17 protein-coding genes and 1 pseudogene are annotated in these 21,175 nt (G+C 45.2%); 10 read left to right on the forward strand and 8 right to left on the reverse strand.

What is annotated here, in order from left to right:
- Positions 1–56: 56 nt before the first annotated feature.
- Positions 57–338 (reverse strand): DUF4834 family protein, encoded by a 282-nt coding sequence (locus HMPREF3034_RS05855; RefSeq protein ID WP_062433972.1) that lies wholly within the window; start codon positions 336–338, stop codon positions 57–59.
- Entirely contained in the window at positions 339–1,052 is a 714-nt protein-coding gene (locus HMPREF3034_RS05860) for a CDP-alcohol phosphatidyltransferase family protein (RefSeq protein ID WP_062433974.1), read from the reverse strand.
- Between the two features lie 279 nt (positions 1,053–1,331).
- Here HMPREF3034_RS05860 and HMPREF3034_RS05865 point away from each other — a divergent pair, with 279 nt between their 5' ends.
- From HMPREF3034_RS05865 to HMPREF3034_RS13135, 10 genes and pseudogenes are all read left to right on the forward strand, one after another.
- Positions 1,332–3,233, forward strand: coding sequence for an LptF/LptG family permease (locus HMPREF3034_RS05865; RefSeq protein ID WP_062433977.1), 1,902 nt, complete (start codon positions 1,332–1,334; stop codon positions 3,231–3,233).
- A gap of 23 nt (positions 3,234–3,256) precedes the next feature.
- Positions 3,257–4,468, forward strand: coding sequence for a bifunctional 3,4-dihydroxy-2-butanone-4-phosphate synthase/GTP cyclohydrolase II (locus HMPREF3034_RS05870; protein ID WP_062433981.1), 1,212 nt, complete (start codon positions 3,257–3,259; stop codon positions 4,466–4,468).
- A 109-nt stretch (positions 4,469–4,577) separates the two neighbouring features.
- Entirely contained in the window at positions 4,578–5,771 is a 1,194-nt protein-coding gene (locus tag HMPREF3034_RS05875) for a pyridoxal phosphate-dependent aminotransferase (RefSeq protein WP_036896314.1), read from the forward strand.
- 303 nt (positions 5,772–6,074) lie between these two features.
- A complete protein-coding gene (locus HMPREF3034_RS05880; RefSeq protein ID WP_036896313.1) occupies positions 6,075–6,911 on the forward strand; it encodes a MotA/TolQ/ExbB proton channel family protein in 837 nt (278 codons plus the stop codon).
- Positions 6,912–6,941: 30 nt separating this feature from the next.
- Entirely contained in the window at positions 6,942–7,553 is a 612-nt protein-coding gene (locus HMPREF3034_RS05885) for an ExbD/TolR family protein (protein ID WP_036896312.1), read from the forward strand.
- A gap of 3 nt (positions 7,554–7,556) precedes the next feature.
- A complete protein-coding gene (locus HMPREF3034_RS05890; RefSeq protein WP_036896311.1) occupies positions 7,557–8,204 on the forward strand; it encodes an ExbD/TolR family protein in 648 nt (215 codons plus the stop codon).
- Positions 8,205–8,238: 34 nt separating this feature from the next.
- Positions 8,239–9,072, forward strand: coding sequence for an energy transducer TonB (locus tag HMPREF3034_RS05895; RefSeq protein WP_062433987.1), 834 nt, complete (start codon positions 8,239–8,241; stop codon positions 9,070–9,072).
- Positions 9,073–9,079: 7 nt separating this feature from the next.
- The gene (locus HMPREF3034_RS05900; protein ID WP_036896308.1) at positions 9,080–10,042 is read left to right on the forward strand and encodes a PstS family phosphate ABC transporter substrate-binding protein; all 963 of its coding nucleotides are present in this window, start codon (positions 9,080–9,082) and stop codon (positions 10,040–10,042) included.
- An 87-nt stretch (positions 10,043–10,129) separates the two neighbouring features.
- Entirely contained in the window at positions 10,130–11,542 is a 1,413-nt protein-coding gene (locus HMPREF3034_RS05905) for a tetratricopeptide repeat protein (RefSeq protein WP_036896306.1), read from the forward strand.
- Positions 11,543–11,870: 328 nt separating this feature from the next.
- A pseudogene (locus tag HMPREF3034_RS13135) lies at positions 11,871–11,984 on the forward strand (IS982 family transposase); the annotation flags it as partial.
- Positions 11,985–12,101: 117 nt separating this feature from the next.
- Here HMPREF3034_RS13135 and HMPREF3034_RS05910 read toward each other — a convergent pair.
- From HMPREF3034_RS05910 to HMPREF3034_RS05935, 6 genes are read right to left on the reverse strand one after another with little or no spacing between them, the layout of a single operon-like run.
- The gene (locus HMPREF3034_RS05910; RefSeq protein WP_062433990.1) at positions 12,102–12,434 is read right to left on the reverse strand and encodes a DUF2149 domain-containing protein; all 333 of its coding nucleotides are present in this window, start codon (positions 12,432–12,434) and stop codon (positions 12,102–12,104) included.
- Positions 12,431–13,033 carry a MotA/TolQ/ExbB proton channel family protein gene (locus HMPREF3034_RS05915; protein WP_036896303.1) on the reverse strand — a complete coding sequence of 201 codons (603 nt, stop codon included), beginning with the start codon at positions 13,031–13,033 and terminating at the stop codon, positions 12,431–12,433. Before HMPREF3034_RS05915 ends, HMPREF3034_RS05910 begins: the two co-directional genes overlap by 4 nt.
- 4 nt (positions 13,034–13,037) lie before the next feature.
- Positions 13,038–13,754 carry a hypothetical protein gene (locus HMPREF3034_RS05920; RefSeq protein WP_036896301.1) on the reverse strand — a complete coding sequence of 239 codons (717 nt, stop codon included), beginning with the start codon at positions 13,752–13,754 and terminating at the stop codon, positions 13,038–13,040.
- A 6-nt stretch (positions 13,755–13,760) separates the two neighbouring features.
- On the reverse strand, positions 13,761–17,984 hold the full coding sequence (locus tag HMPREF3034_RS05925; protein WP_062433992.1) for a cobaltochelatase subunit CobN: 4,224 nt from the start codon (positions 17,982–17,984) through the stop codon (positions 13,761–13,763).
- Positions 17,985–18,012: 28 nt separating this feature from the next.
- Positions 18,013–20,241: a TonB-dependent receptor gene (locus HMPREF3034_RS05930; protein ID WP_062434003.1), complete on the reverse strand. Its 2,229-nt coding sequence runs from the start codon at positions 20,239–20,241 to the stop codon at positions 18,013–18,015.
- A 35-nt stretch (positions 20,242–20,276) separates the two neighbouring features.
- A complete protein-coding gene (locus HMPREF3034_RS05935; RefSeq protein ID WP_062433995.1) occupies positions 20,277–20,945 on the reverse strand; it encodes an HmuY family protein in 669 nt (222 codons plus the stop codon).
- Positions 20,946–21,175 lie beyond the last annotated feature (230 nt).

Raw genomic sequence — 21,175 nt, forward strand, 5'->3', positions numbered from 1 at the left:
AATCTCTTCAGGCTGTTTTAAGCTCACTCTCTTTGGAGAGGGGTATGGAGAGGTCTCTATTCCTCCTTAAAATCTACATATTCTCCCTCGTCTTTAGAGAATATTTTATGGTTGGCCTCGGCTGAAGTGCGATGGTCAACAACAGTTTCGCCTTTTTTGTTTGAATATGTTTGGCGTGTAGATGACGACGTTCTTGTTCCACTCGTATATCGCCCGTTCATTTGGTCTTGCATTCTTTTGGCAGACTCACGGAGCCGTCTAAAGAATGAATAAGCGATGAATACGAGGGCAAAAAGTCCTGCGACAAAAACGAAAAATATCAATTTGAGAATCACCATCTACTTCTTATTTTTAGCATTAATAATGGCCGACAAGATTACATACCACGCAATGATAACGGCAAAGGCCGATAATCGGAAGATAATCAGGATGGGTAGGCATGTGGCAAGGAAGATGTATTTTACTTCGTTACCTTTGTATTTCCACTGTTTGAACTTGAGTGCGAACATTGGAAGTTCTGCTATCAATAGCCAACTGCTCAAAGCTACCATGCCTAAAACGACGAATAGCATATACTGTGTAGACTCCAAGAAATTGCTCGCCCCTACTATCAGAGAGCCCCAGAAGAGGGCGTTGGCAGGCGTGGGTAGTCCGATGAATGAGGTGGTTTGCCGTTCATCCAAATTAAACTTGGCTAATCGTAGAGCCGAGAAAGCCGCCATGATATAGGCAGCATAAGGCAGCCAATCTCTTAAAGGTTCTAACCCTGCCGGATAGTCCATAATGTAGAGCTCATTGAAAACCATTGTAGCAGGAGCTACCCCAAATGTAATGTCATCGGCCAGTGAATCCAACTCTTTACCAATGGGAGAAGATACATGCAGTAGGCGAGCGCTCATACCATCGAAGAAATCGAAGACAGCTCCCATTACTATCCATGCCAGTGTCCATGTAGGCTGGCCGTCTAAAGCACATACGGTAGCGATGCAACCACAAATGAGGTTGCAACAGGTTATCGTATTCGGAATATTCCTTGTTATAATATTAGCCATAACTTATAATTGTCTTTTGCAAAGATAACGCAAATGAGTACAATGAAAACTAGTTTCCAAATTGTCGAGTGCAGATTATCTTATGCAAAGATAGTGGAAACGTGCATAAATGCAAAATTTATTCCATACTTTTGAGATGTAAGTAGTTTAATTGCAGAAAGCATTGAGATTTGGGCTTAGATGTGGCGTGAGGCATAAAAAAATGAAAAAGACGGAGATTCTAACAAATTTATACTAATTTTGTATTCAAATCAATATGGTCACGACGGACAGTCAGTAATGTTTCGCATCAAGAAATTAGATATATTCATTGCCAAGCAGTTTGGTATACTTTTTCTGGGTACTTTCTTTATCAGTCAATTTGTGCTGATGATGCAGTTCCTTTGGAGGTATATCGATGAATTAATAGGTAAGGGGTTGTCTATGGAAGTGATGGCTCAATTCTTTTGGTACATGGGCTTGATGCTTGTTCCGCAAGCTTTGCCGCTAGCCATTTTGTTGTCTTCGTTAATAACTTTTGGTAATCTTGGAGAAAGTAGTGAGTTGACTGCTATCAAAGCTGCGGGTATATCTCTGATGCAATCGTTCCGTTCGCTCATCTTTATTTCGGTATTGATTTGTATAGGTTCATTCTATTTCCAGAATAATGTGGGGCCAACGGCTAATATGAAGATTGCGCAGTTGTTGATTTCCATGAAGCAGAAGAGTCCGGAACTGGAAATCCCCGAAGGTGTATTCTATGATGGTATCCCTAATAGTAATCTCTTTGTGCAAAAGAAAAATATGGATACCGGTAAACTTTACGGCATTATGATTTATCGTATGACGGGAAGTTACGAAGATCAAGCTATCATCTTGGCCGACTCCGGGATGTTGCAGGCCACGGCAGAGAAGAAACATTTGCTGTTGACACTGTGGAGTGGGGAATGGTTTGAGAATATGCAGTCGGATGAATTTGGTAACTCCGCAGCTATACCTTATCGTCGGGAGAGTTTCATACAGAAACGTATCGTCATAGATTATAATGGTGATTTCAATATGACTGATGCTACAAGCCTTTCTAATAACGCGAGTAGTAAGAGTCTTTTGGAGATCAATCATGCTATGGATTCGCTGAACGCCAGATATGACAGTATCGGTAGGATGTACTATCGAGATGAAAAGCAAGGAGAATATGCGGCGATAACATTGTCGAAGAAGGATTCGCTTGCGGCTGTAAAACTAGCGACGACAGATAAAGTGGATATAGACACGGTGTTTAACAAGCTGTCTTTAGACAGAAAACAACAGGCTGTGTCGATGGCTTTGAGCAAAGTACAATCCAAAGTAAGCGATTTGAACTTTAAAAGTTTGGTGACAAGTGATGGTGATTACTTCATCAGACAGCACGAAATAGAAGCTATCAATAAGTTTACGTTGGCTCTTTCGTGTTTGATATTTTTCTTCATCGGTGCACCGCTTGGTGCCATTATCCGAAAAGGAGGATTGGGTATACCGGTCATCATATCGGTTTTGGTGTTCATTATTTACTATATCCTCGATAATTCGGGCTATCGTATGGCTCGTGGTGGAATGTGGGCTGTGTGGTTTGGTAAAGGATTGGCTCCCGCGGTCTTGACACCTGTGGCTGTGTTTGTGACATATAAGGCAAATAATGACTCAATGGTATTCAACTTGGATTTATACATAGAGTTCTTCAGGCGCTTGTTGGGTTTGCGTGTGAAACGGCATGTGTTTGCCAAAGAGGTAATCATTAATGACCCGGATTATGAAAAAGATAAAGAGCGACTTCGCCAAATTAGCCGAGATGCATCGCGTTATTCGTTGAATCATAATTTGCGTTCGGCTCCTCATGTGGTGAATGTGTTTTTCAAATACCAGTCTGATCATGAGATAGAACGTATCAGTGGGGAAATAGAAGAGGTGATAGAAGATTTGTCGAATACGAAAGATAAACATATTTTAGGGGCTATTAGTAGCTATCCGATTCTTTCAGTAAGGGCACATACGCGGCCTTTTGCAAGAAAATGGATGAATGCGGTTGCGGCCATTATATTCCCGGTGGGTATCGTTCTTTACCTGAGAATGTGGCGTTTCAGACTGCGTTTGTTGCGCGATTTGAAATTGATTATGAGAACGAATCAACTGGTGGTAAGCAGAATTAACGATTTGAAAAAGTAGAATCACATATACATATATATAATATGGAAGACTTCAAGCTGAGTAGCATTAAAGATGCTGTACAAGATTTCAAGGATGGCAAGTTTGTCATTGTTGTTGACGATGAAGATCGCGAAAATGAAGGCGACTTGATAATAGCCGCTGAAAAGATAACGCCTGAGAAGGTAAACTTCATGTTGAAGAATGCGCGTGGTGTGCTCTGTGCGCCTATTACGTTACAGCGTTGTGACGAGTTGGATTTGCCACGTCAGGTTGTAGATAATACATCGGTGTTGGGTACGCCTTTTACAGTGACCGTAGATAAACTGGAAGGATGCAGTACAGGCGTATCGACGCATGATAGAGCAGAAACTATCAAAGCCTTGGCCGATCCGAATTCGGCACCGCAAACATTTGGTCGCCCCGGTCATATCAACCCCTTATATGCGCAAGATAATGGGGTGTTGCGTCGTAGTGGACACACTGAGGCGGCTGTAGATCTGTGTAGATTGGCCGGACTGTATCCTGCCGGTGCGTTGATGGAAATCATGGAAGAAGATGGTACTATGGCTCGTATGCCCAGTTTGCAGCAGAAAGCTAAAGAATGGGGTATGAAGATCATTACTATCAAGGATTTAATAGCTTATCGACTAGAGAAAGAATCTAGTATTGAGGTGGGTGAAGAGGTTGATATGCCTACTGTTCATGGGCATTTCCGTTTGATACCGTTCCGCCAAACCAGTAATGGACTTGAGCATATGGCTTTGATTAAGGGAGAGTGGAAGGAAGACGAACCGGTATTGGTGCGCGTCCACTCTTCTTGTGCTACCGGTGATATTCTTGGTAGTCGTCGCTGTGATTGTGGAGAACAGTTGCACAAGTCTATGGAGATGATAGAAAAAGAAGGTAAAGGCGTGATAGTCTATATGCAGCAAGAGGGGCGCGGTATCGGTTTGATGAATAAGATTGCAGCCTATAAATTGCAGGAAGAAGGGTATGATACGGTAGACGCGAATATACACTTAGGTTTTAAACCCGATGAGCGCGATTATGGTTGTGGGGCTCAGATGCTGCGTCATCTAGGCATCCATAAGATGAGACTGATGACAAACAATCCTACCAAACGTGTTGGATTGGAAGCTTATGGGCTTGAAATAGTGGAAAATGTGCCTATCGAGATAGAACCCAATGAAAACGATTTGAAATATCTCAAAACCAAACGCGACAGAATGGGACATATACTCCATATAAAATAACAAATGACACAAAATCGAGATAAAAGTGTAAAAACTGTTACGAATTCTTCGCTGTAACAGATAATATGCGTACTTTTGCAGCCTAACGAATAAACTGTAGAATAAAATTATGGCACAATTATCTAATCGATTGAACCGTCTGGCACCATCGGCAACGCTTGCCATGTCGCAGAAGAGTAGTGAGATGAAGGCTCAGGGTGTTGATGTAATCAATATGAGCGTGGGTGAACCTGATTTCAATACGCCTGATCATATTAAAGATGCTGCAAAGAAAGCTATTGATGAGAACTACTCTCGATATTCTCCTGTTCCCGGATATGCTGACTTACGCAATGCTATCGTTGCTAAACTCAAGAATGAGAATAGATTGGATTATACTGTCAATGAAGTCTTGGTGAGCAATGGTGCTAAGCAGAGTGTCTGTAATACGCTGATGGCATTGGTCAATGATGGTGATGAGGTGATAATCCCTGCTCCTTATTGGGTGAGTTATCCGCAGATGGTGAAGTTGGCTGGAGGTAATCCTGTGATAGTGAATGCCGGCTTTGATCAGAATTTTAAGATGACTCCGGAGCAACTGGAGGCTGCCATTACCCCCAAGACACGTATGTTGATACTATGCTCTCCCAGTAATCCTACGGGAAGCGTGTATTCTCAGGAAGAATTAGAAGCCTTGGCAACTGTCATAAAGGAACATGAGGATTTGTTTGTGTTGGCTGATGAAATCTATGAGCATATTAATTATATAGGTGAACATGCCAGCATAGCGAAGGTAGATGGTATGAAAGAGCGTACCATCGTGGTGAATGGGGTGTCTAAGGCTTATGCTATGACTGGTTGGCGTATTGGATATATTGCTGCTCCGGAGTGGATAGTTAAAGGCTGCAATAAGTTGCAGGGACAGTATACATCGGGGCCATGTTCGGTGAGTCAGAAAGCTGCTGAGGCTGCTTATACGTTAGAACAGGGCTGCGTGGAAGATATGCGCAAGGCATTTGAGCGTCGCCGTGACTTGATTGTAGCATTGGCAAAGGATATTCCGGGTTTAGAGGTGAATGTTCCACAAGGAGCTTTTTATCTGTTCCCGAAGTGTAGTAGTTTCTATGGTAAGACGGATGGCGAGCGTACTATTCAGAATTCTACAGATTTAGCTATGTACTTACTTGAAGTCGGACATGTCGCAACAGTAGGTGGTGATGCTTTTGGTGACTCAGAATGTTTTCGTATGAGCTATGCTACTAGCGATGAGAATATTCGTGAGGCCATGAAAAGAATAAAGAACGTATTAGGCAAGTTGAAGTAATAATGCAATCTTGTTAAGAAATGTTGTAACGTAGAATATTCGTGCTCTATTCTTTATATATATAATGTGCTATTCAAGTGGAGTTTTAGACCAATTTGCTTTCGGCTTTGTATAAAGGGAGACATTTAATATACTATCTCGTTAAAACTTCTTAATTCGGTTTGTAGTTATTCATAAATGATTATCTTTGCGATACAAAAAAATGGGTATTCCTACGTGGTTTTCCTACATTTGCTAACCATTGACACTAAATCGAACAAATATTATAAATTTTCAATAACTAAAAATTAATTTTTAAAAATTATGGCAACTACACAAAAAACAGCCACCCCTAAGAAGGGACAGGGCTTCCAAGGTATCAGAGCAGCATTCTGGATCATCGTAGCATGTTTCATTATTGCTATTTGTATCTTTAACTTTATTCTCGGTAATCCTGCAAACTTCGTAAATAACGATCCTTCAGGTGCCGTTCTTAATGGTAACTTGATGGGTACTATCTATAAGGGTGGTATGGTCGTTCCAATTATCCACACTTTGTTGCTTACCGTTCTTGCTCTTTCTGTAGAGCGTTGGTTGGCTCTTCGTACCGCTTTTGGTAAGGGTTCTTTGACCAAATTCGTTGCTAATATTAAGGCAGCTTTGAATGCTGGTGACTTCGCTAAGGCTCAGCAGGTTTGCGACAAGCAGAGAGGTTCTGTAGCTAATGTTGTTGCAGCTTCTTTGAATGCTTACAAGGAAATGGAAGCTACTAGTGGTATTAAGAAAGGTCAGAAGGTTGCTAAAATCCAGCAGGCTCACGAGGAAGCAACTCAGTTGGAGATGCCTACTCTTCAGATGAACCTTCCGATGATTGCTACTATCGTAACATTGGGTACATTGACAGGTCTTCTCGGTACTGTAACCGGTATGATCAAGTCGTTCGCCGCTCTTGCAGCAGGTGGTGGTGGTGACTCTCTTGCATTGTCAACTGGTATTTCTGAGGCCTTGATCAACACCGCATTCGGTATTTTGACATCTTGGTTTGCAGTAGTTTCTTATAACTTCTTCACAAACAAGATTGATAAGTTGACATACGCACTCGACGAAGTAGGTTACTCTATCGCTCAGACATACGAAGCAAACCACACAGAAGAGGCTTAATTTTTGCTAACCCTTTAAAATTTTATCGCTATGGGTAAAGTAAAAATTAAGAAGAGTGACGTTTGGATAGACATGACCCCTATGTCGGACGTGATGGTGCTCTTGCTGACTTTCTTCATGTTGACATCAACGTTTGTGAAGAATGAGCCAGTAAAGGTTGTAACCCCCGGTTCGGTATCAGAGATCAAAGTTCCAGAGAAGAACGTTCTGAATATCTTGGTTGATAAGACCGGTAAGATATTTATGAGTATGGACAACCAAACACAAATGATGGATGTACTTGCTGGTATGACCGGTCAGTTTGGTGTGTCATTGAATGGTGAACAGGAGAAAAAGTTCCAGAAAGATGCAATGTGGGGTGTTCCCATGGATAGACTGGGTGCTTATTTGAACTTAGAAACAAGTCAGATGGCTGCAGAACTTCCTAAGTTTGGTATTCCTACAGACAGTATCGAGGGCAAGAAGAGTGAGTTCCAGATGTGGGTAGAGCAGGCTCGTACTGCTAATCCTGATATCAAACTCGCTATCAAGGCCGATGAGAAGACTCCTTATAAGGTAATCAAGAAGGTAATGTCCGAACTTCAGGATATGAGTGAGAACCGTTACTATCTCATCACTTCTTATAAAAAGTTGGAGGACTAAGGCATGGCTAAAAAGAAAGAAAGTAGACAGAAGAAGATAAATATCCGTGTAGACTTTACGCCTATGGTGGATATGATGATGCTTCTTATCACATTCTTCATGCTCTGTACATCTTTGGCAAAACCACAGACGATGGAGTTGAGTATGCCAAGTAACGATAAGAACATTCAAGATGAAGACAAGTCGGTTACCAAGGCTTCACAGACGATTACTATCTATGTAGGTAGTGGCGACAAAATCTACTATGTAGAGGGTATGCCTAACTACAGCGATCCCAATACGTTGAAAGAAACCACATGGGGTGCAAAGGGTATTCGTAGTGTGCTCATCAATCATGAGACTGAAGACGGAACAATCCCTGTTCAGGCTATTATGCGTGCCAAGGCTAAACTCGACGCTAAAAAGTTGAACGAGCCTAATAAGTATACTCAGGAAGTTTACGACAAGGAACTTGCGAAGTTGAAAGCTGGTGAAGTTGATGGTGAGAAGATTCCTACTTTGACTATCATTATCCGCGCAACAGACGGTGCTTCTTATAAGAACTTGGTAGATGTTCTTGATGAAATGCAGATTTGCAGTATTGGTAAGTACGTAATCGACAAGATCAATCCTCAAGACAAGGAATTGCTTGACAAGAAGGGTGTGAAATAAGTCTTTTACGCAAATGATTTAAAACAAAAAGAAAATGTCAAAAATAGATTTAATATCTGGTGAATGGACCGATTTGGTCTTCGCTGGTAGAAACCAAGCTTACGGTGCATACAAGCTTCGTAAGGGGACTGCCAAGAGAAATCTTATCGCCATCGCTGCCGTTTTCGTTCTTGCCATCGTTGCTTTCTCTGCTATAGCTATTAAGAATATCGTAGATGAGAATGCTCGTAAGGTGGCTGCCACACAGGTAAACGAACTTTCTGCTTTGAATCAGCCTAAAAAACAGGCCGAGGTAAAGAAGAAGAAAATTGAAGTTGAACCTGAAAAGGTAGTTGAACGTGTAAAGAGTTCTATTAAGTTTACTCCTCCTGTAATCAAGAAAGACTCTGAGGTTAAGCCCGAAGAGGAATTAAAGACACAGGATCAGTTGATGCAGACCAAGACAGCTATTGGTTCGTTCGAGGTTAAAGGTAACGATGAAGCTGGTGGAGAGGTGTTGAAGGCTAAGGAAGTAATTGCTCAGCCTGAACCTCCAAAGCAGGAAGAGGAAAAAGTCTTTGAAGTCGTAGAGCAGATGCCTATGTTCCCCGGTGGACCTACCGCATTGCTTCAATACCTTAGCAGTAACGTGAAATATCCTGTAGTTGCACAGGAAAATGGTGTACAAGGACGTGTCGTTGTATCTTTCGTTGTTGAGAGAGACGGTTCTATCACAGATGTTCGTGTCGTACGTTCGGTAGATCCCTCACTTGATAAAGAAGCACAGCGTGTCGTACGTAGCATGCCTCGTTGGACCCCCGGTAAGCAGAATGGTTCAGCTGTGCGTGTGAAATACAATGTTCCTGTATCGTTCAAGTTGCAGAACTGATAAGTAAATGAAGAAAAGAGTATCTTACATATTCGTAGGATTAACACTACTGTCTGTCAGCCTTCTTGCTTCTTGTGGACAAAAGAAGCATAAAGGTGGCAGAACAGACACATATTCGTCAGGGGTGATTAGTTTCGCCTCTGACGAAAGTTTTAGTCCCATTATCGAGGAAGAGCGACAGATATTTGAGACTATTTATACTCAAGCAAAGGTAAAGCCCATTTATACTAACGAATCGGATGGTATGAATATGTTGCTGAAAAATAAGATTTGCTTGATGATTACAGCTCGTGACTATAAAGAGTCGGAATTAAAGAATTTAAGAGATCGCACTTTTATGCCGAAGGCTCTCAAGATTGCCTATGATGGTTTGGCTCTCATTGTCAACAAGGCAAATCCTGATACCTGCATAACTGTGAAAGACATAGCTCGTATCTTAAGTGGCAAAGTGACACAATGGAATCAGATTCATGCTGGTTCTAGGAGTGGGCAGATTACTGTTGTCTTTGATAATCGTAAATCTAGTGCCGTGCATTTTGCCGAAGATTCCATCTTAGGTGGTAAACCTATTGCCAGTCCGAATGTGTTTGCTACGCAGAAGACTGCTGATGTTATCAGCTATGTAGAGAAGACTCCCGGTGCTATTGGTATCATCGGAAGTAATTGGCTGAATGACAGTCGAGACACTACCAATCTTACTTTTAATAAGAATATTCGTTTAATGTCGGTAAGCCGTAAAGATAAAGCTACTCCTATGAATAGCTGGAAGCCTTACCAATATTATATATATAATGGAAATTATCCCCTTATCCGTACTGTTTATGCGTTGTTGAACGACCCTATTAACGGACTTCCATGGGGATTCGCTCATTTTTTGGCATCACCTAAAGGCCAGATGATTATTCTCAAGTCGGGTTTGCTACCTGTACAAGGGAATATTACCATTCGAGATGTTAATGTAAGCGAATAATAATGTGATGGATGTTACATTTAGTATTGTTATACGTCTAATAATTAGCATTCAATACTTGAATTAATAACAGTAAAAGAAGAAATTATGAAAGCAATTAAATACTTATTAGTCGGAGCATTGATGATAGGATTTGGTGCTCCTGTGATGGCTCAGAATGAGAAAGCTGCCATTGAGCAAGTGAATAAGATTCTTCAGTCTAACAGCCCTGATAAGGCAAAACAGATGAAGGACATTGTGAAGATGTACAAGAAGAATCCGGAGGTTCTTGTTGGTATTGGTCGTGCATATCTTGATATTCAAGATACACTCAATGCTCAGGTCTATGCCGATATGGCTCTTAAACGTGACATGAAATATGGTCCAGCTTTCATTTTGAGTGGTGATATTCAGGTTATCAAGGACAATGGTGGTGCGGCTTCTTCTTGGTATGAGCAGGCTACATTCGTAGATCCGAAGAATCCCGAAGGTTATCGCAAGTATGCACAGATCAATAGTAAGGTTAGCCCTTCTTCTTCTGTGGCAATGTTGAATAAGCTTCATGAGAACCTACCCGATTATCCAGTAGATATTGTCTCTGCACAGATTTACGATAAGGCCGGTAATTTGAGCAAGGCTATTGAGTATTATGATAAGGTAGATAAGAACAAGATGGAAGCTACCGACTTGGTAAGTTACTCTTTGGATAACTTCCTTAAGGGTGACTTTGAGAAGAGTTTATCTATTTCTCAGTTCGGTAACAACAAGTTCCCACGTCATCCGGCTTTGAATCGTATCTCGTTCTTTAACCTTACCAACTTGAAGCGTTACCCAGAGGCTCTTACTTATGCTGACCGTTTGTTCAATCAGAGCGACTCTACTAAGATTACAGAGAGCGACTATCTCTATTATGGTTATGCTTATCAAGGTAACAAGGAGTATCAGAAAGCTATTGATATGTTTAGACAGTCTTTGGCAAATAACAAAGATAATGATGCCGATAAGTCTGACGCTTTGAAGAATATTGCAAGTGCTTACTCAGAGATGGGCGATATTGCTAATGCTACTAAGACTTATGACGAGTATCTCAAGACTTTGAAGCAGATTACAGCTATCGACTATAATGCGTTGGCTAACATGTATATGAATCAGGCTACCAAGACCACTGGTGCTGAACAGAAGGAAGCTTATGCTAATGCTGACCGAGTATTCGGTGAGATGGCAGAGAAGTTCCCAAGTGCAGCTGACTTCGCTACCTATCAGCGTGCTCATATCGGTTATGCTCTCGACCCTGAAACAAAGACCGGTGCGGCTAAACCTCATTATGAGAAGTTGATTGAAATCATTAAGAGTCATACCGAGAAAGGCGACCGTGACGATGCTCGTCTGTTGGAAGCTTACCAGTATCTAGGATACTATTATACGCTGAAGAGCGATAAGAGTACAGCAGATAGCTATTGGAACAAGATGTTAGAGATTGATCCTAACAATGAAACAGCTAAGCAAGCTCTTGGTAAGTAGTAAATTGAATTAATTCTTAAATAGATATATATCCTCAAAGGCAGCAATGCTTTTGGGGATTTTTTTGTCCATGTATGTGAGAGAACCGTTCGTCTCCCATGGCTTAATTTCTTGTATAAGGCTCGATGATGGGGGAAGTCTTATCAGACTTTATCTCCGGTATATACTCATACCGGAGACTATCTTCGTTTAGCTCGACAGTTCCCGGCTATTCAAGGCTAGCCCTCCGAGCTATAAATCCCATTTGTTTGCGGATGTTGCATATTCCCTTTATGATGAAAAGAATTTCATAGGAAGCTATGCAAGGGTAGTTCTTTCAGTTTATAAATTTGATAATTTTATCGTCAATATGCTTGGAGCATTGGCTGCATATTGTTTGTTTCCAAAGAAGCCGTGCGTCAATGTACAAAGGACATTTGACACACAGCCTGCACTATTTTAAATTCGTCGAACTCACATTATTTTTCTACATTGCAATAACATTTAAGCAACATCTATCATATACCTATAACCTTACAACGCAAACCTGCTGGATTTGAATTAACGAAACAGGGACTGTTCATTCCTCGGGAATGTAGATAATCTCGCCATTCTCCAGTTGGTATGCCACACCCACGCGACGGCCTTTGTCGCCCTTGACATTCTGATTTTCCGACGGTGTGTAGCGATCTATCTGCTTGCCTTTCTTAGAGATGATTTCCATATTCTCCTTCCCAGGATTTTTCACCACGGTGAAATCCTCGGTGCTGAACATCTCGGTCATCTTGTAGTGGGTAACGAGTGCTACCATTAGTGCCACAGCAAAGACCATTGCTGCGTCGAAGAGGTTGCCCACTACGCTCATCGGGTCGTCGTCCTCGTCATGCCCAATTCTGATTGGTCGTCTTCTCATGATGGATTGTCGCTGTTTTCGTTCAACATATCGGCAATGTAGTTGAGCGCGCTCATGTCGCGTCTGTACCAGCGTTGCCTTACCGATTTGACCACGAAGCCTACTCCTCCTGCAAATAGTCCGATGACGGTAGTGGCAAACGCCACCTGCATATTGTATGCCATAGAGGCTATGTCGCCCGATGATAGTCCCACCAGTGCGGGCCCCATTGGTATGAGTGTGCCCATGAGTCCTGTCATTGGCCCCATCTTGGCAAACATCTTAGAGGTTTCAAGTTCACGCTCCGCCATGCATTCGTATTCGTCGATTAGGTGGTTAATCTTGGCTGCGCTCCCTCGGTGCTCCACCATCTTCTCCATGTAGGTAACTATGGGTAGCCTTCCCTTCGGTAGGCGTTCGGGGAGCGTCATAAGATTATCAGCCGTGAGCGTTTTCATCTCTCTGTGTAGCATGACCCCGCTCTGTCGCATGGTGAGATACTGATTGAAGAATCCACCCAGCAATAGCAACGAGCGGAGGAAGAAGAATATGAGAATGAGGATAACGGGAACGAGGAGTCCCGACGAAATCCAATAGAGTATGTCTGTTATGTAATTCATTGTTTTATATCCGTTTGTTTTTTCTATTCATTTGAATTATTTGTTGTTTGGTGCGCCACCGATACCACGCCATACCTGCCACTATCGATGTGGCTATAAGAACCAGCGTGCCGACGAGGGATTCGAGGTCGACGCTGTCGGTTCCCGTCACGGTTGTCTTGCCGTTAACCGTTGCCACGATGCCCATTAGCGCGATGAGCAGACTGCAGAGGAAGAGCAGTTCGAGGCGTAGGAAGGGTTCGGGCAGCAGGCGTTTCAGCGTATGTGTGAGCAACGGAATGGCTACGGCGAATACGCCACCCAGCGTCCATGCCACGAGCGAGAAGTCTTCGCCAGGAAATGCAAAGATGACTTTGACGAGAATCCCAAACATTGCCGGTACGACCATGATGCCGGGGAAGAAGCGTAGAAAGACGAGGAGCCAGTGTGCCCTACGACCCACCTGCCCCGATATTTCCATGTCGGTCGCCAGCAGGCAGAAGGCCATGGCTAACAATACATCGAGATTGAGCAACACGGAGATGTCGCGCACCAGTTCGGTGTCGGTAAGCCAACCTGCAATCTGTGTAGACGACTGCAATATCGCGCCACGCCATGCCAGCCCAGTAAACAGCCATGCCGCCATCGCCGTGATGCCCATCTGCAACGGACGTACAAAAGTCTGTTTCAGCACGAAGCTGAAACAGACAAGTATGAAGAGTATGACAACTAAGGTTTCCATAGCGTCTTATCGTGTACGGTTTTTGCGGCGCATGCGGATGACGAACATCAGCAGAGCAAGGAGAATAAATATCGCACCGCCAGCGAGCATGCCTTCGCTGATCTTCTGTGTATGTTCTTCCGTCTGCGACATATCCTCGTGCTTCATCACCGTGCCCTTGCCCGTGTTTGTCGCCGCATTGCGCAGTCGGTCAATCTGTTGCTGGTATTCCTTGCCACGCTCAGCATCTACCTTTGAGGCGATGAAGTTGCACAGTTTGGCATTGTCGCCCACGAAGCCAGAGCCTGACGGTTTGTATTTCTTCACCATATCGACATGCAGTTTGGCAAGGTCGGCCACCTGCTGTGGTGTAGCATTCCACATTCCCTTTCGCACGGTTTCGAGCATTACAGCGGTAATCTGCTGCAATGCTGCAGGATTTTTCTGCTCGAAGAATGCCTGTGTGCCAAGGTTGTACTTGTCTTTTACGTACACATCGTAGATGTCGTCCCAAAGTTCCTTGTCTATCGCCTGTGGCTTCATCACGTTCCACCCGTAGGTGTTTTCCACGATTTCGGCAAAACCTCCTGCTGCGCTCGCGCCACCTTTCATCTTCTCCTTTATATATACGGGATTTAGAATAGTGGTGCGACTCTCCACACCTATTGCCTCTTTCACCTCCTGCATGCGCACGTTGTGGCGGTTGCGGTAGTCGCTCAGATAGGCATCGGGGTCTTTGCCCGTCACATGTCGTACGGCAAGGTTCAGTCCGCCCATAAACTCGTAGACATGGTCGAGGCTCAGTGCTCCCCATGTGTTGCTCTGGCGAGGCTGCACCACAACGTCGGTGCGGGTGAGGGCGGCCTCGAAAGCATGCTTGCTATACTGTTCCCAGTCTTTCTCGCTGCCGTAGAAAGCACCCATATTGTTGATGTAGGTGTTGGCAATCTCTTCACGCTTTTCCCAGCGGTCGCCACTCATCACCATGCCCTGTATGCCTGTGCCGTAGTTGCCGTTCATACCTCCGAAGATGCGTTGCGATGCCAGTTTGCGTGCCTCCTTGGGCGACACACCTTTCTCTGTGAGGTAACGTTCGGCCTCCTTCATGCCAATGGATACCTCGTTCTCGAAGGCATCGTCCTTGGCATTAGCTGCCATTTCCACCGCTCTGTTGATGAGGAAAAGGCGTGACGCTGCAAGGTCGCGGAGCTGTCCGGAGGTCTGCACCACTACATCGATACGCTTTCTTCCCAACTCTTTCGAGGGAATCAGGCGTAGGTCACTCACTCGGCCGAACGAGTCTCTGATAGGCTCAACACCCAGCATATAGAGCACCTGCGCTATCGTTGCACCCTCGGTCTCTATAAACTCGCCACTCCATAGCGTATAGCTCACCTTGTGTGGCATTTCGCCGTTGTGGCGACGCTGGTACATCTCGATGGTATTCTGTGCCAGTTGCTTTCCTTTCTCCCATGCTGCCTCGCTCGGTGTGGCCTCGGCATTGATACCGTAGAGGTTTCTACCCGTTGGCAGGGTATTCGGGTTTACAATCGGGTCGCCACCTGGCGATGGCGCTGTGTAGCCACCGTTCATAGCATTGAGCATGCTCTCCAGCTCGCACCGTGGACTTTCCACAAGATATTGCCTGTACTTGTCGATGCTTTTCAGCGTGCGCTCAAGTTCTCGCACGGCAAAGGCAAAAGCTTTCTCCTCCCTGCTATATGATTTCTTTTCTTTTTTCATCATCGCAGACATAGCCGACATTCCTTTTGAAGGCATTCCTTTTTGAGGCATACCTGTCGACGGCTTTCCGTGCATGGCGTTGCCCATACCTTTCGGCATGCCACTCTTTGGTTTCTTGCCCGTTGCGCCCATGCCCATCATCATTTTCATCATATCCGACGGTGCTGTGAGGTCTTTATAGATACTGTGTGCACGTTGTAGGTCGGACGGTGAGAGTTGTCCAACTTTGCATACGAAGGCGTCGGTGACTGTTGCCGGACTATTGATGACCGACTGCACCAGCGATTTGGCAGGATAAAGATAACGACTGTTGAATTCGGAGCGACGTTTCAGCATTGCCTCGCTTGCTTTTCCTTTCACCTTGTCGAGCGTAAAGAGCGAGTAAGCCACGGGGTCGGTACACATTTCGAGTAGGCTACTGTTGATACGAGCCGGCTCGTAAGAAACGCCAAGGGTATAGAGCTGACCAGTAATCTTCTCGGTCGAGAGCTCTTCGGCAAAGTTGTCGATGCGCAGAATGTCTTCCTCTGTGTAAGGGCGTGATATTATGCTATCCAATCCCAAATCACGATGGAATCCCAAACGCACCACGAGTTTTTTGATGTCGAGCGAGGTGCGATGCAACAATGCTTTATCCTTGCCGATGTTCTGCGTGTAGAGTTTCAGTTTGGAAGAGAGTTCGCCGTATTTGCCACGCATTCCGCTTTCCATGAACGGTGGTGTGAGATACGACTGCAAGCCTGCATACGAGCGACGTTTGGCGATAAGACCTTCGCCTACGTTGCCGATGGTGTATAAGTAGAAGTGTGGTATTGCGCCCACCAGTCGGTCGGGCCAGTCGAGATTACTCAATGCCACCTGCTTCTTCGGTGTAAACTCAAGACTACCATGTGTGCCGAAATGTATCAGCACATCGGCTTTGAAACCGTGCTGTGCCCATAGGTAGGAAGCTATGTAGGTGTAGGGTGGGGTAGCTTCGGTGCCATGCACTATCTGGAATGAGTTGTCGCCCTTGCCTGCGGCATTCTGAGGAAGTAGCACAATATTACCAAACTGCACACGAGCCACGGCTAGCTTGCCGTCGGGTGTTGCCATATACTCACCTGGAAATTCACCGTTGGCTTTCACCACCTCCTTGTATTTTTCGGGGCGGAGTGTCTTTTTTACCCAGCTGTCGTATTCGGTCTTGCTGACGAGTGCAGGTTTTCCGTTTTTCATAAACTCGTCAAAAGCTCCTTTGGCATAAAGGCTGAACACTGCACCCTGCCGATGAATGGCTTTCTCCAGTCCTTCGGGCGATTCGGGCAGTCCTGCCACGTTGTAGCCCTCCTGCTTGAGGCGCACCAACAGGTTGTAGAGCGAAGGTCCAACCTCCATGCCACCTGCGGTCATGGCATTCTGCCCCGGACCTTTATAATAGTAGATGACCACACGCTTTTTGCTGTTTGGCTTGTGTTTTAAACCAATGTAGTTGTTCACTGTCTGCACAAACGTGCTGAGGCGTTCGGGCATCGCCGCCACATATTCCAGGTCGTCTTTACCAACGTAATGAGCGAAAAGGGCGAATGGTCGCAATGCACCGTCTATTTCGGGCGTTACCACGCTCTGCGACAGGAAACCACCATTCATTCCCATCTTATCGTCTTCCCATTTCTTTTCCTGCCTTCCCACGTTCAGCGGAGCAAAGAATGGTACGTTGACATGCTTCAAATAGTCCACGAAACCATCGCCGAGACGCCCGTGCGCCATGTTGATGATGGCCGACACGTTGATGCTGTCGGCATGGTGTTCCTCCACGAATTTATGGATAGAGTTGACAGGGAACACCACATTGCCCGTCTTTTCCAATTCGGCAATAAGTTCCTCTGGTTCGCCCATCGAGCCTGTGATGACAATGGCAGGGGCCTTATCTTTCCACAAACCTTTTTCCATAAGGAATTTCTTGTATTCCGACACGGAGTTGAATTGTAGGTTTTCACCGTCAGCATGATCGGGGTCGGTATGGTAAAGCAGTCCGTATATGCGTTCTACGACCTCGCCTGGTTCGGGAGCATAGATAATTTTCCGGTCGATGTGCCTGCGCACATAAGAAAGCATATTGCAGTAGTTCTCGCGTCCGCCGTTGCCGATGTAGGCTTTCAGACGATTGGCTGTGGTGGTGTCTACCGAGCAGAAATCGTTGTCGGGATTAGTAATCATCGTACTCACCACGGGTGTTCCGCCCTGCATTGCCTTTTCCAACTTTTCGCGTTGCTCCTCGGTGAGACGCAGTCCCATAGCCTGCACGAAGACCATGTCGTAGTCGGTTGCATTCTTGATGTCGTCGGCACTAAGATTTTCTATCTTGATGAACGGATTATCATTAGCACGGGCTATCTGTCCGAGTGTGATTGTCTGATAATTCACAAAGGCTATCCTTGTAGTGGATAGCCATTTGTGCCATATGCCTATACCCATGAGTAGCAATGCTACCACGGCGGCTATGATTGATAATGTTCGTTTATTCATAATTTGGTTTTAAGGGTGTAAGGCATGATTACTTTCTTATCATGTCGGCAATGTTGATGCTGACTGTCGCCACATAACTGATACCGTTGAGCGGAAGCTGTACCGCTGAGTCGGCAGCCTTGTCCCGAAAGTTGAAAAGGTTGTCCATCATCAGTCCGAGGGTGATGCCTCTCGGTAGCTCCGAGCGGAGATTGATAGAGCAGACCGTACGCGGTTCAAACACGTAGCGCGTGTAGGCTTTGGCTGTGCTGTTGTACGAGTAGCGCGTGATGCGCGACATCCACTGGCTGTTGAATGCAATAGACTCGGTGGTCTTGCCGAACTTGTGCTTGTATATGGCGTTGAACTTTGCGCTGTGTGGACGTATCCACGACTGGTTGTAGCCGTCGCGCACATCGTAGTCGTTGATGTAGGTGTAGGCTCCCCTGAATTGGAGACCGCATGCCATACGGTAGTTGGCCGTAGCCTCAATACCCGTGGTCTTCACGTTCTCGGCATTGACATACCTCATATTATAGCTTTTACCAGGCTCCGTATACTCGTATGAAATCTTGTTGCGGAAACGGTTGTGGTAGGCCGACACCGAAAGGTTGAAGCCTCCATAGTCATATTCTGCCGAAGCCGATAGCTGACTACCCTCTTCTGGTTTAAGGTCTTTATTGCCATACATCATGATTCCCATTCCGCCCATGTTGAATTCCTGATAGAGCTCTTTGAGTGTGGGAATGCGGTAGCCCTGTGAATAGCCGGCACGCAATGTGACATGCTTGAACGGACGATAGAGCATCGACACCTTAGGAGTGAGGTGGAAGCGGTAATGATAGCCTTTATCGCCACGCACGCCCACCACGAGGTTGAGGTTGTCGGTAATGCGCCAGTCTTCCTGAGCACAGAGCGAGAGTTGGGAGATGTCTACCGTACCCGTGTCTTTCATCATATAGTGTTTCAGGCTTTCGTGTATGCCCTCTATACCTGCACTGAAAGTATGGCGACCGAAGTTGCCCGTGTAGTAGAGACGCGTGCTGTGGTTGATGTTGCCATAAATCTTCTCAACGAGCTCCACACGGTCGAACACATCCTTCTTGACATAGTTGTCGAAGGTGTAAGAAAGGTCAAATCTGTTGTTGTCGTTTACCTGCCACTTCATCTTCGCGCCAGCTACGAGGTCTTCATACCGCTGATGCCACCGCTTGCCGTTCATTGTCGGACGTGTGTTGGTATAGAAGGTGCCGTATGCTTCAGTGCTGAGATGGTCATTGAAACGATACTTGAATCGCTGTCCGAAGTCCATGATACGGTAGCCATACATGATTAGGGAAGAGGGCTTGCTCTGCGACTTGCTAACACTGCCGTCGGGCTTGATCATCTCAACCTGCTTACCCTCCGTGTCTTTTACCGTATAATTGTCGCGATGGCGGAAGCCGAACGACGACTGCGAACTGAACCTGTTCTTGTTGATGCCCAATGACACGGCATAGCTCTCTCCGTTGTGTCCTGCGTAGCGCATATTGACCCTAGCATCAAACGGTCTGATACTCTTCTTCGTGATGATGTTAATCACGCCACCTATGGCCCGACTGTCGTACAGTGTCGAAGCTGCGCCACGCACTATCTCGATACGCTCCACATTGTCGATGCTGATACGCGAGAAGTCTATATTATGGTCGGAGCCCTCGCCACTGATGCGCTCGCCGTCGAGCAGGAAGAGCACCGACTTGCTGTCCATGCCTTGATAGTTGAGCGTAGTGGTCTGGCTCATGCTGTTATAGTAGAACTGTACTCCGGGTAAGGTATATTCCAGCAATGTGTTCAGATCAACGGGGTTGACCATTCTTATTTCCTCCTGCGAGATAACACGCGTGATGACGGGCACGTCCTTTAGTGGCTTCTCCGTCCTCGCTCCTGTGACTACCACCTCGTCGAGCTTGGTGTGCGACTGTGTCATCTTGACCGTGAGCGACGGATGACCCGTGGCGGGTACATGCAATGTGCGGGCTACATAGCCCATATAGTTGACATGAATGGTATACACCTTGTTGTCCTGCACGTAAATGGTAAAGGCACCCTTGCCATCGGTGCCAGCTACAATATTCGTTCCCTCCACAGTAAGTCGCGCACCAGGCATTGCCGTCCCGTCACCGGCATCGACAACCTTTCCCGTGATGGCATATTTCTTTTCAAGTGGGGGATTGTTATTGGCACAAACGGTGGCAAAAGCCACCGTAAGCAATACTAATATGGAAAGTAGTCTTTTCATAATTGTATCTATCATCATGAAATGTGAAACTATAGTTATTTATTCATAACTCTATAGTCGAAACTCACGATTTTCTTCTTGCCTGTGGCATCAACATAGTCCTTAAACTTTAAGAGCATCATCTTGCCATTCTTAAACTTTACGGCAAACACCTTGTCGCTCACAATCTTCGGCTGGCCCATGCCCGTACTCTTGAGCCACTTCTGCAGTTCTTTATTAATCTGTGCCTTTGCATAACCGATGATACCCTCTCTCATTCGACTAATATCCACGGTGATGAGACCAGGTACGTTGCCCTTGTATTCTCCGCTAGGCATTTGGGTAAATTTCATGATGTCAGTCTCTTCGGTCATCAGCACCTCGCCGTCCTTCACGCATGGATTGTGTACGTTGAAGGCGATGTCCCACTTCTGAGGCTTGTCCTTCTCCGTGCCTGTGGCAGGTTTCGTATCGATGACTTTGGATAAATCCTCACCTTTCTCGTTCTTCTCATATTTGCGGTATGTCCACTCGCCGAGTTCTTTCTGCACGGTGGTCTTCCCTGTCTCAAGGTCAATATACAGCCACGAATCGAATCCAGTTGCCGGAGCCTCGAAGTGCTTGGCCGTTGTATTAGGTTTTGGATCGGTGTCACCGGCGTTTTTATCGCATGACGTAAAAACACATAACATTAAACAAATAGTTGCGAATAATTTTGTCTTCATTTCTATAAAAAAAATAGAGGGTTAATAAAATTTTTTTCAACGCTTGCAAAGTTAATACAGATTATAAGTGCCTACAATACCTAAATCTTGTGATTTAAAGAACCTGTTTATAAATGAATTTATCGTATTTTTTTTATGTTCTGTGACAAAGCATAAGAGAATACCCTCAAATCCGCAACTAAACCCTTGAACGTCCTTATTGCGTTTCGCGGCAGTGTCTTGCCCCGTCC

Source organism: Prevotella sp. DNF00663 (assembly GCF_001553265.1).
Classification (GTDB): domain Bacteria; phylum Bacteroidota; class Bacteroidia; order Bacteroidales; family Bacteroidaceae; genus Prevotella.

Bases quoted from the DNA above. Each gene is read 5' to 3' on its own strand.
- HMPREF3034_RS05855 (WP_062433972.1), bottom strand. From the start codon at position 338: ATGGTGATTCTCAAATTGATATTTTTCGTTTTTGTCGCAGGACTTTTT.
- HMPREF3034_RS05860 (WP_062433974.1), bottom strand. From the start codon at position 1,052: ATGGCTAATATTATAACAAGGAATATTCCGAATACGATAACCTGTTGC.
- HMPREF3034_RS05865 (WP_062433977.1), top strand. From the start codon at position 1,332: ATGTTTCGCATCAAGAAATTAGATATATTCATTGCCAAGCAGTTTGGT.
- HMPREF3034_RS05870 (WP_062433981.1), top strand. From the start codon at position 3,257: ATGGAAGACTTCAAGCTGAGTAGCATTAAAGATGCTGTACAAGATTTC.
- HMPREF3034_RS05875 (WP_036896314.1), top strand. From the start codon at position 4,578: ATGGCACAATTATCTAATCGATTGAACCGTCTGGCACCATCGGCAACG.
- HMPREF3034_RS05880 (WP_036896313.1), top strand. From the start codon at position 6,075: ATGGCAACTACACAAAAAACAGCCACCCCTAAGAAGGGACAGGGCTTC.
- HMPREF3034_RS05885 (WP_036896312.1), top strand. From the start codon at position 6,942: ATGGGTAAAGTAAAAATTAAGAAGAGTGACGTTTGGATAGACATGACC.
- HMPREF3034_RS05890 (WP_036896311.1), top strand. From the start codon at position 7,557: ATGGCTAAAAAGAAAGAAAGTAGACAGAAGAAGATAAATATCCGTGTA.
- HMPREF3034_RS05895 (WP_062433987.1), top strand. From the start codon at position 8,239: ATGTCAAAAATAGATTTAATATCTGGTGAATGGACCGATTTGGTCTTC.
- HMPREF3034_RS05900 (WP_036896308.1), top strand. From the start codon at position 9,080: ATGAAGAAAAGAGTATCTTACATATTCGTAGGATTAACACTACTGTCT.
- HMPREF3034_RS05905 (WP_036896306.1), top strand. From the start codon at position 10,130: ATGAAAGCAATTAAATACTTATTAGTCGGAGCATTGATGATAGGATTT.
- HMPREF3034_RS05910 (WP_062433990.1), bottom strand. From the start codon at position 12,434: ATGAGAAGACGACCAATCAGAATTGGGCATGACGAGGACGACGACCCG.
- HMPREF3034_RS05915 (WP_036896303.1), bottom strand. From the start codon at position 13,033: ATGAATTACATAACAGACATACTCTATTGGATTTCGTCGGGACTCCTC.
- HMPREF3034_RS05920 (WP_036896301.1), bottom strand. From the start codon at position 13,754: ATGGAAACCTTAGTTGTCATACTCTTCATACTTGTCTGTTTCAGCTTC.
- HMPREF3034_RS05925 (WP_062433992.1), bottom strand. From the start codon at position 17,984: ATGAATAAACGAACATTATCAATCATAGCCGCCGTGGTAGCATTGCTA.
- HMPREF3034_RS05930 (WP_062434003.1), bottom strand. From the start codon at position 20,241: ATGAAAAGACTACTTTCCATATTAGTATTGCTTACGGTGGCTTTTGCC.
- HMPREF3034_RS05935 (WP_062433995.1), bottom strand. From the start codon at position 20,945: ATGAAGACAAAATTATTCGCAACTATTTGTTTAATGTTATGTGTTTTT.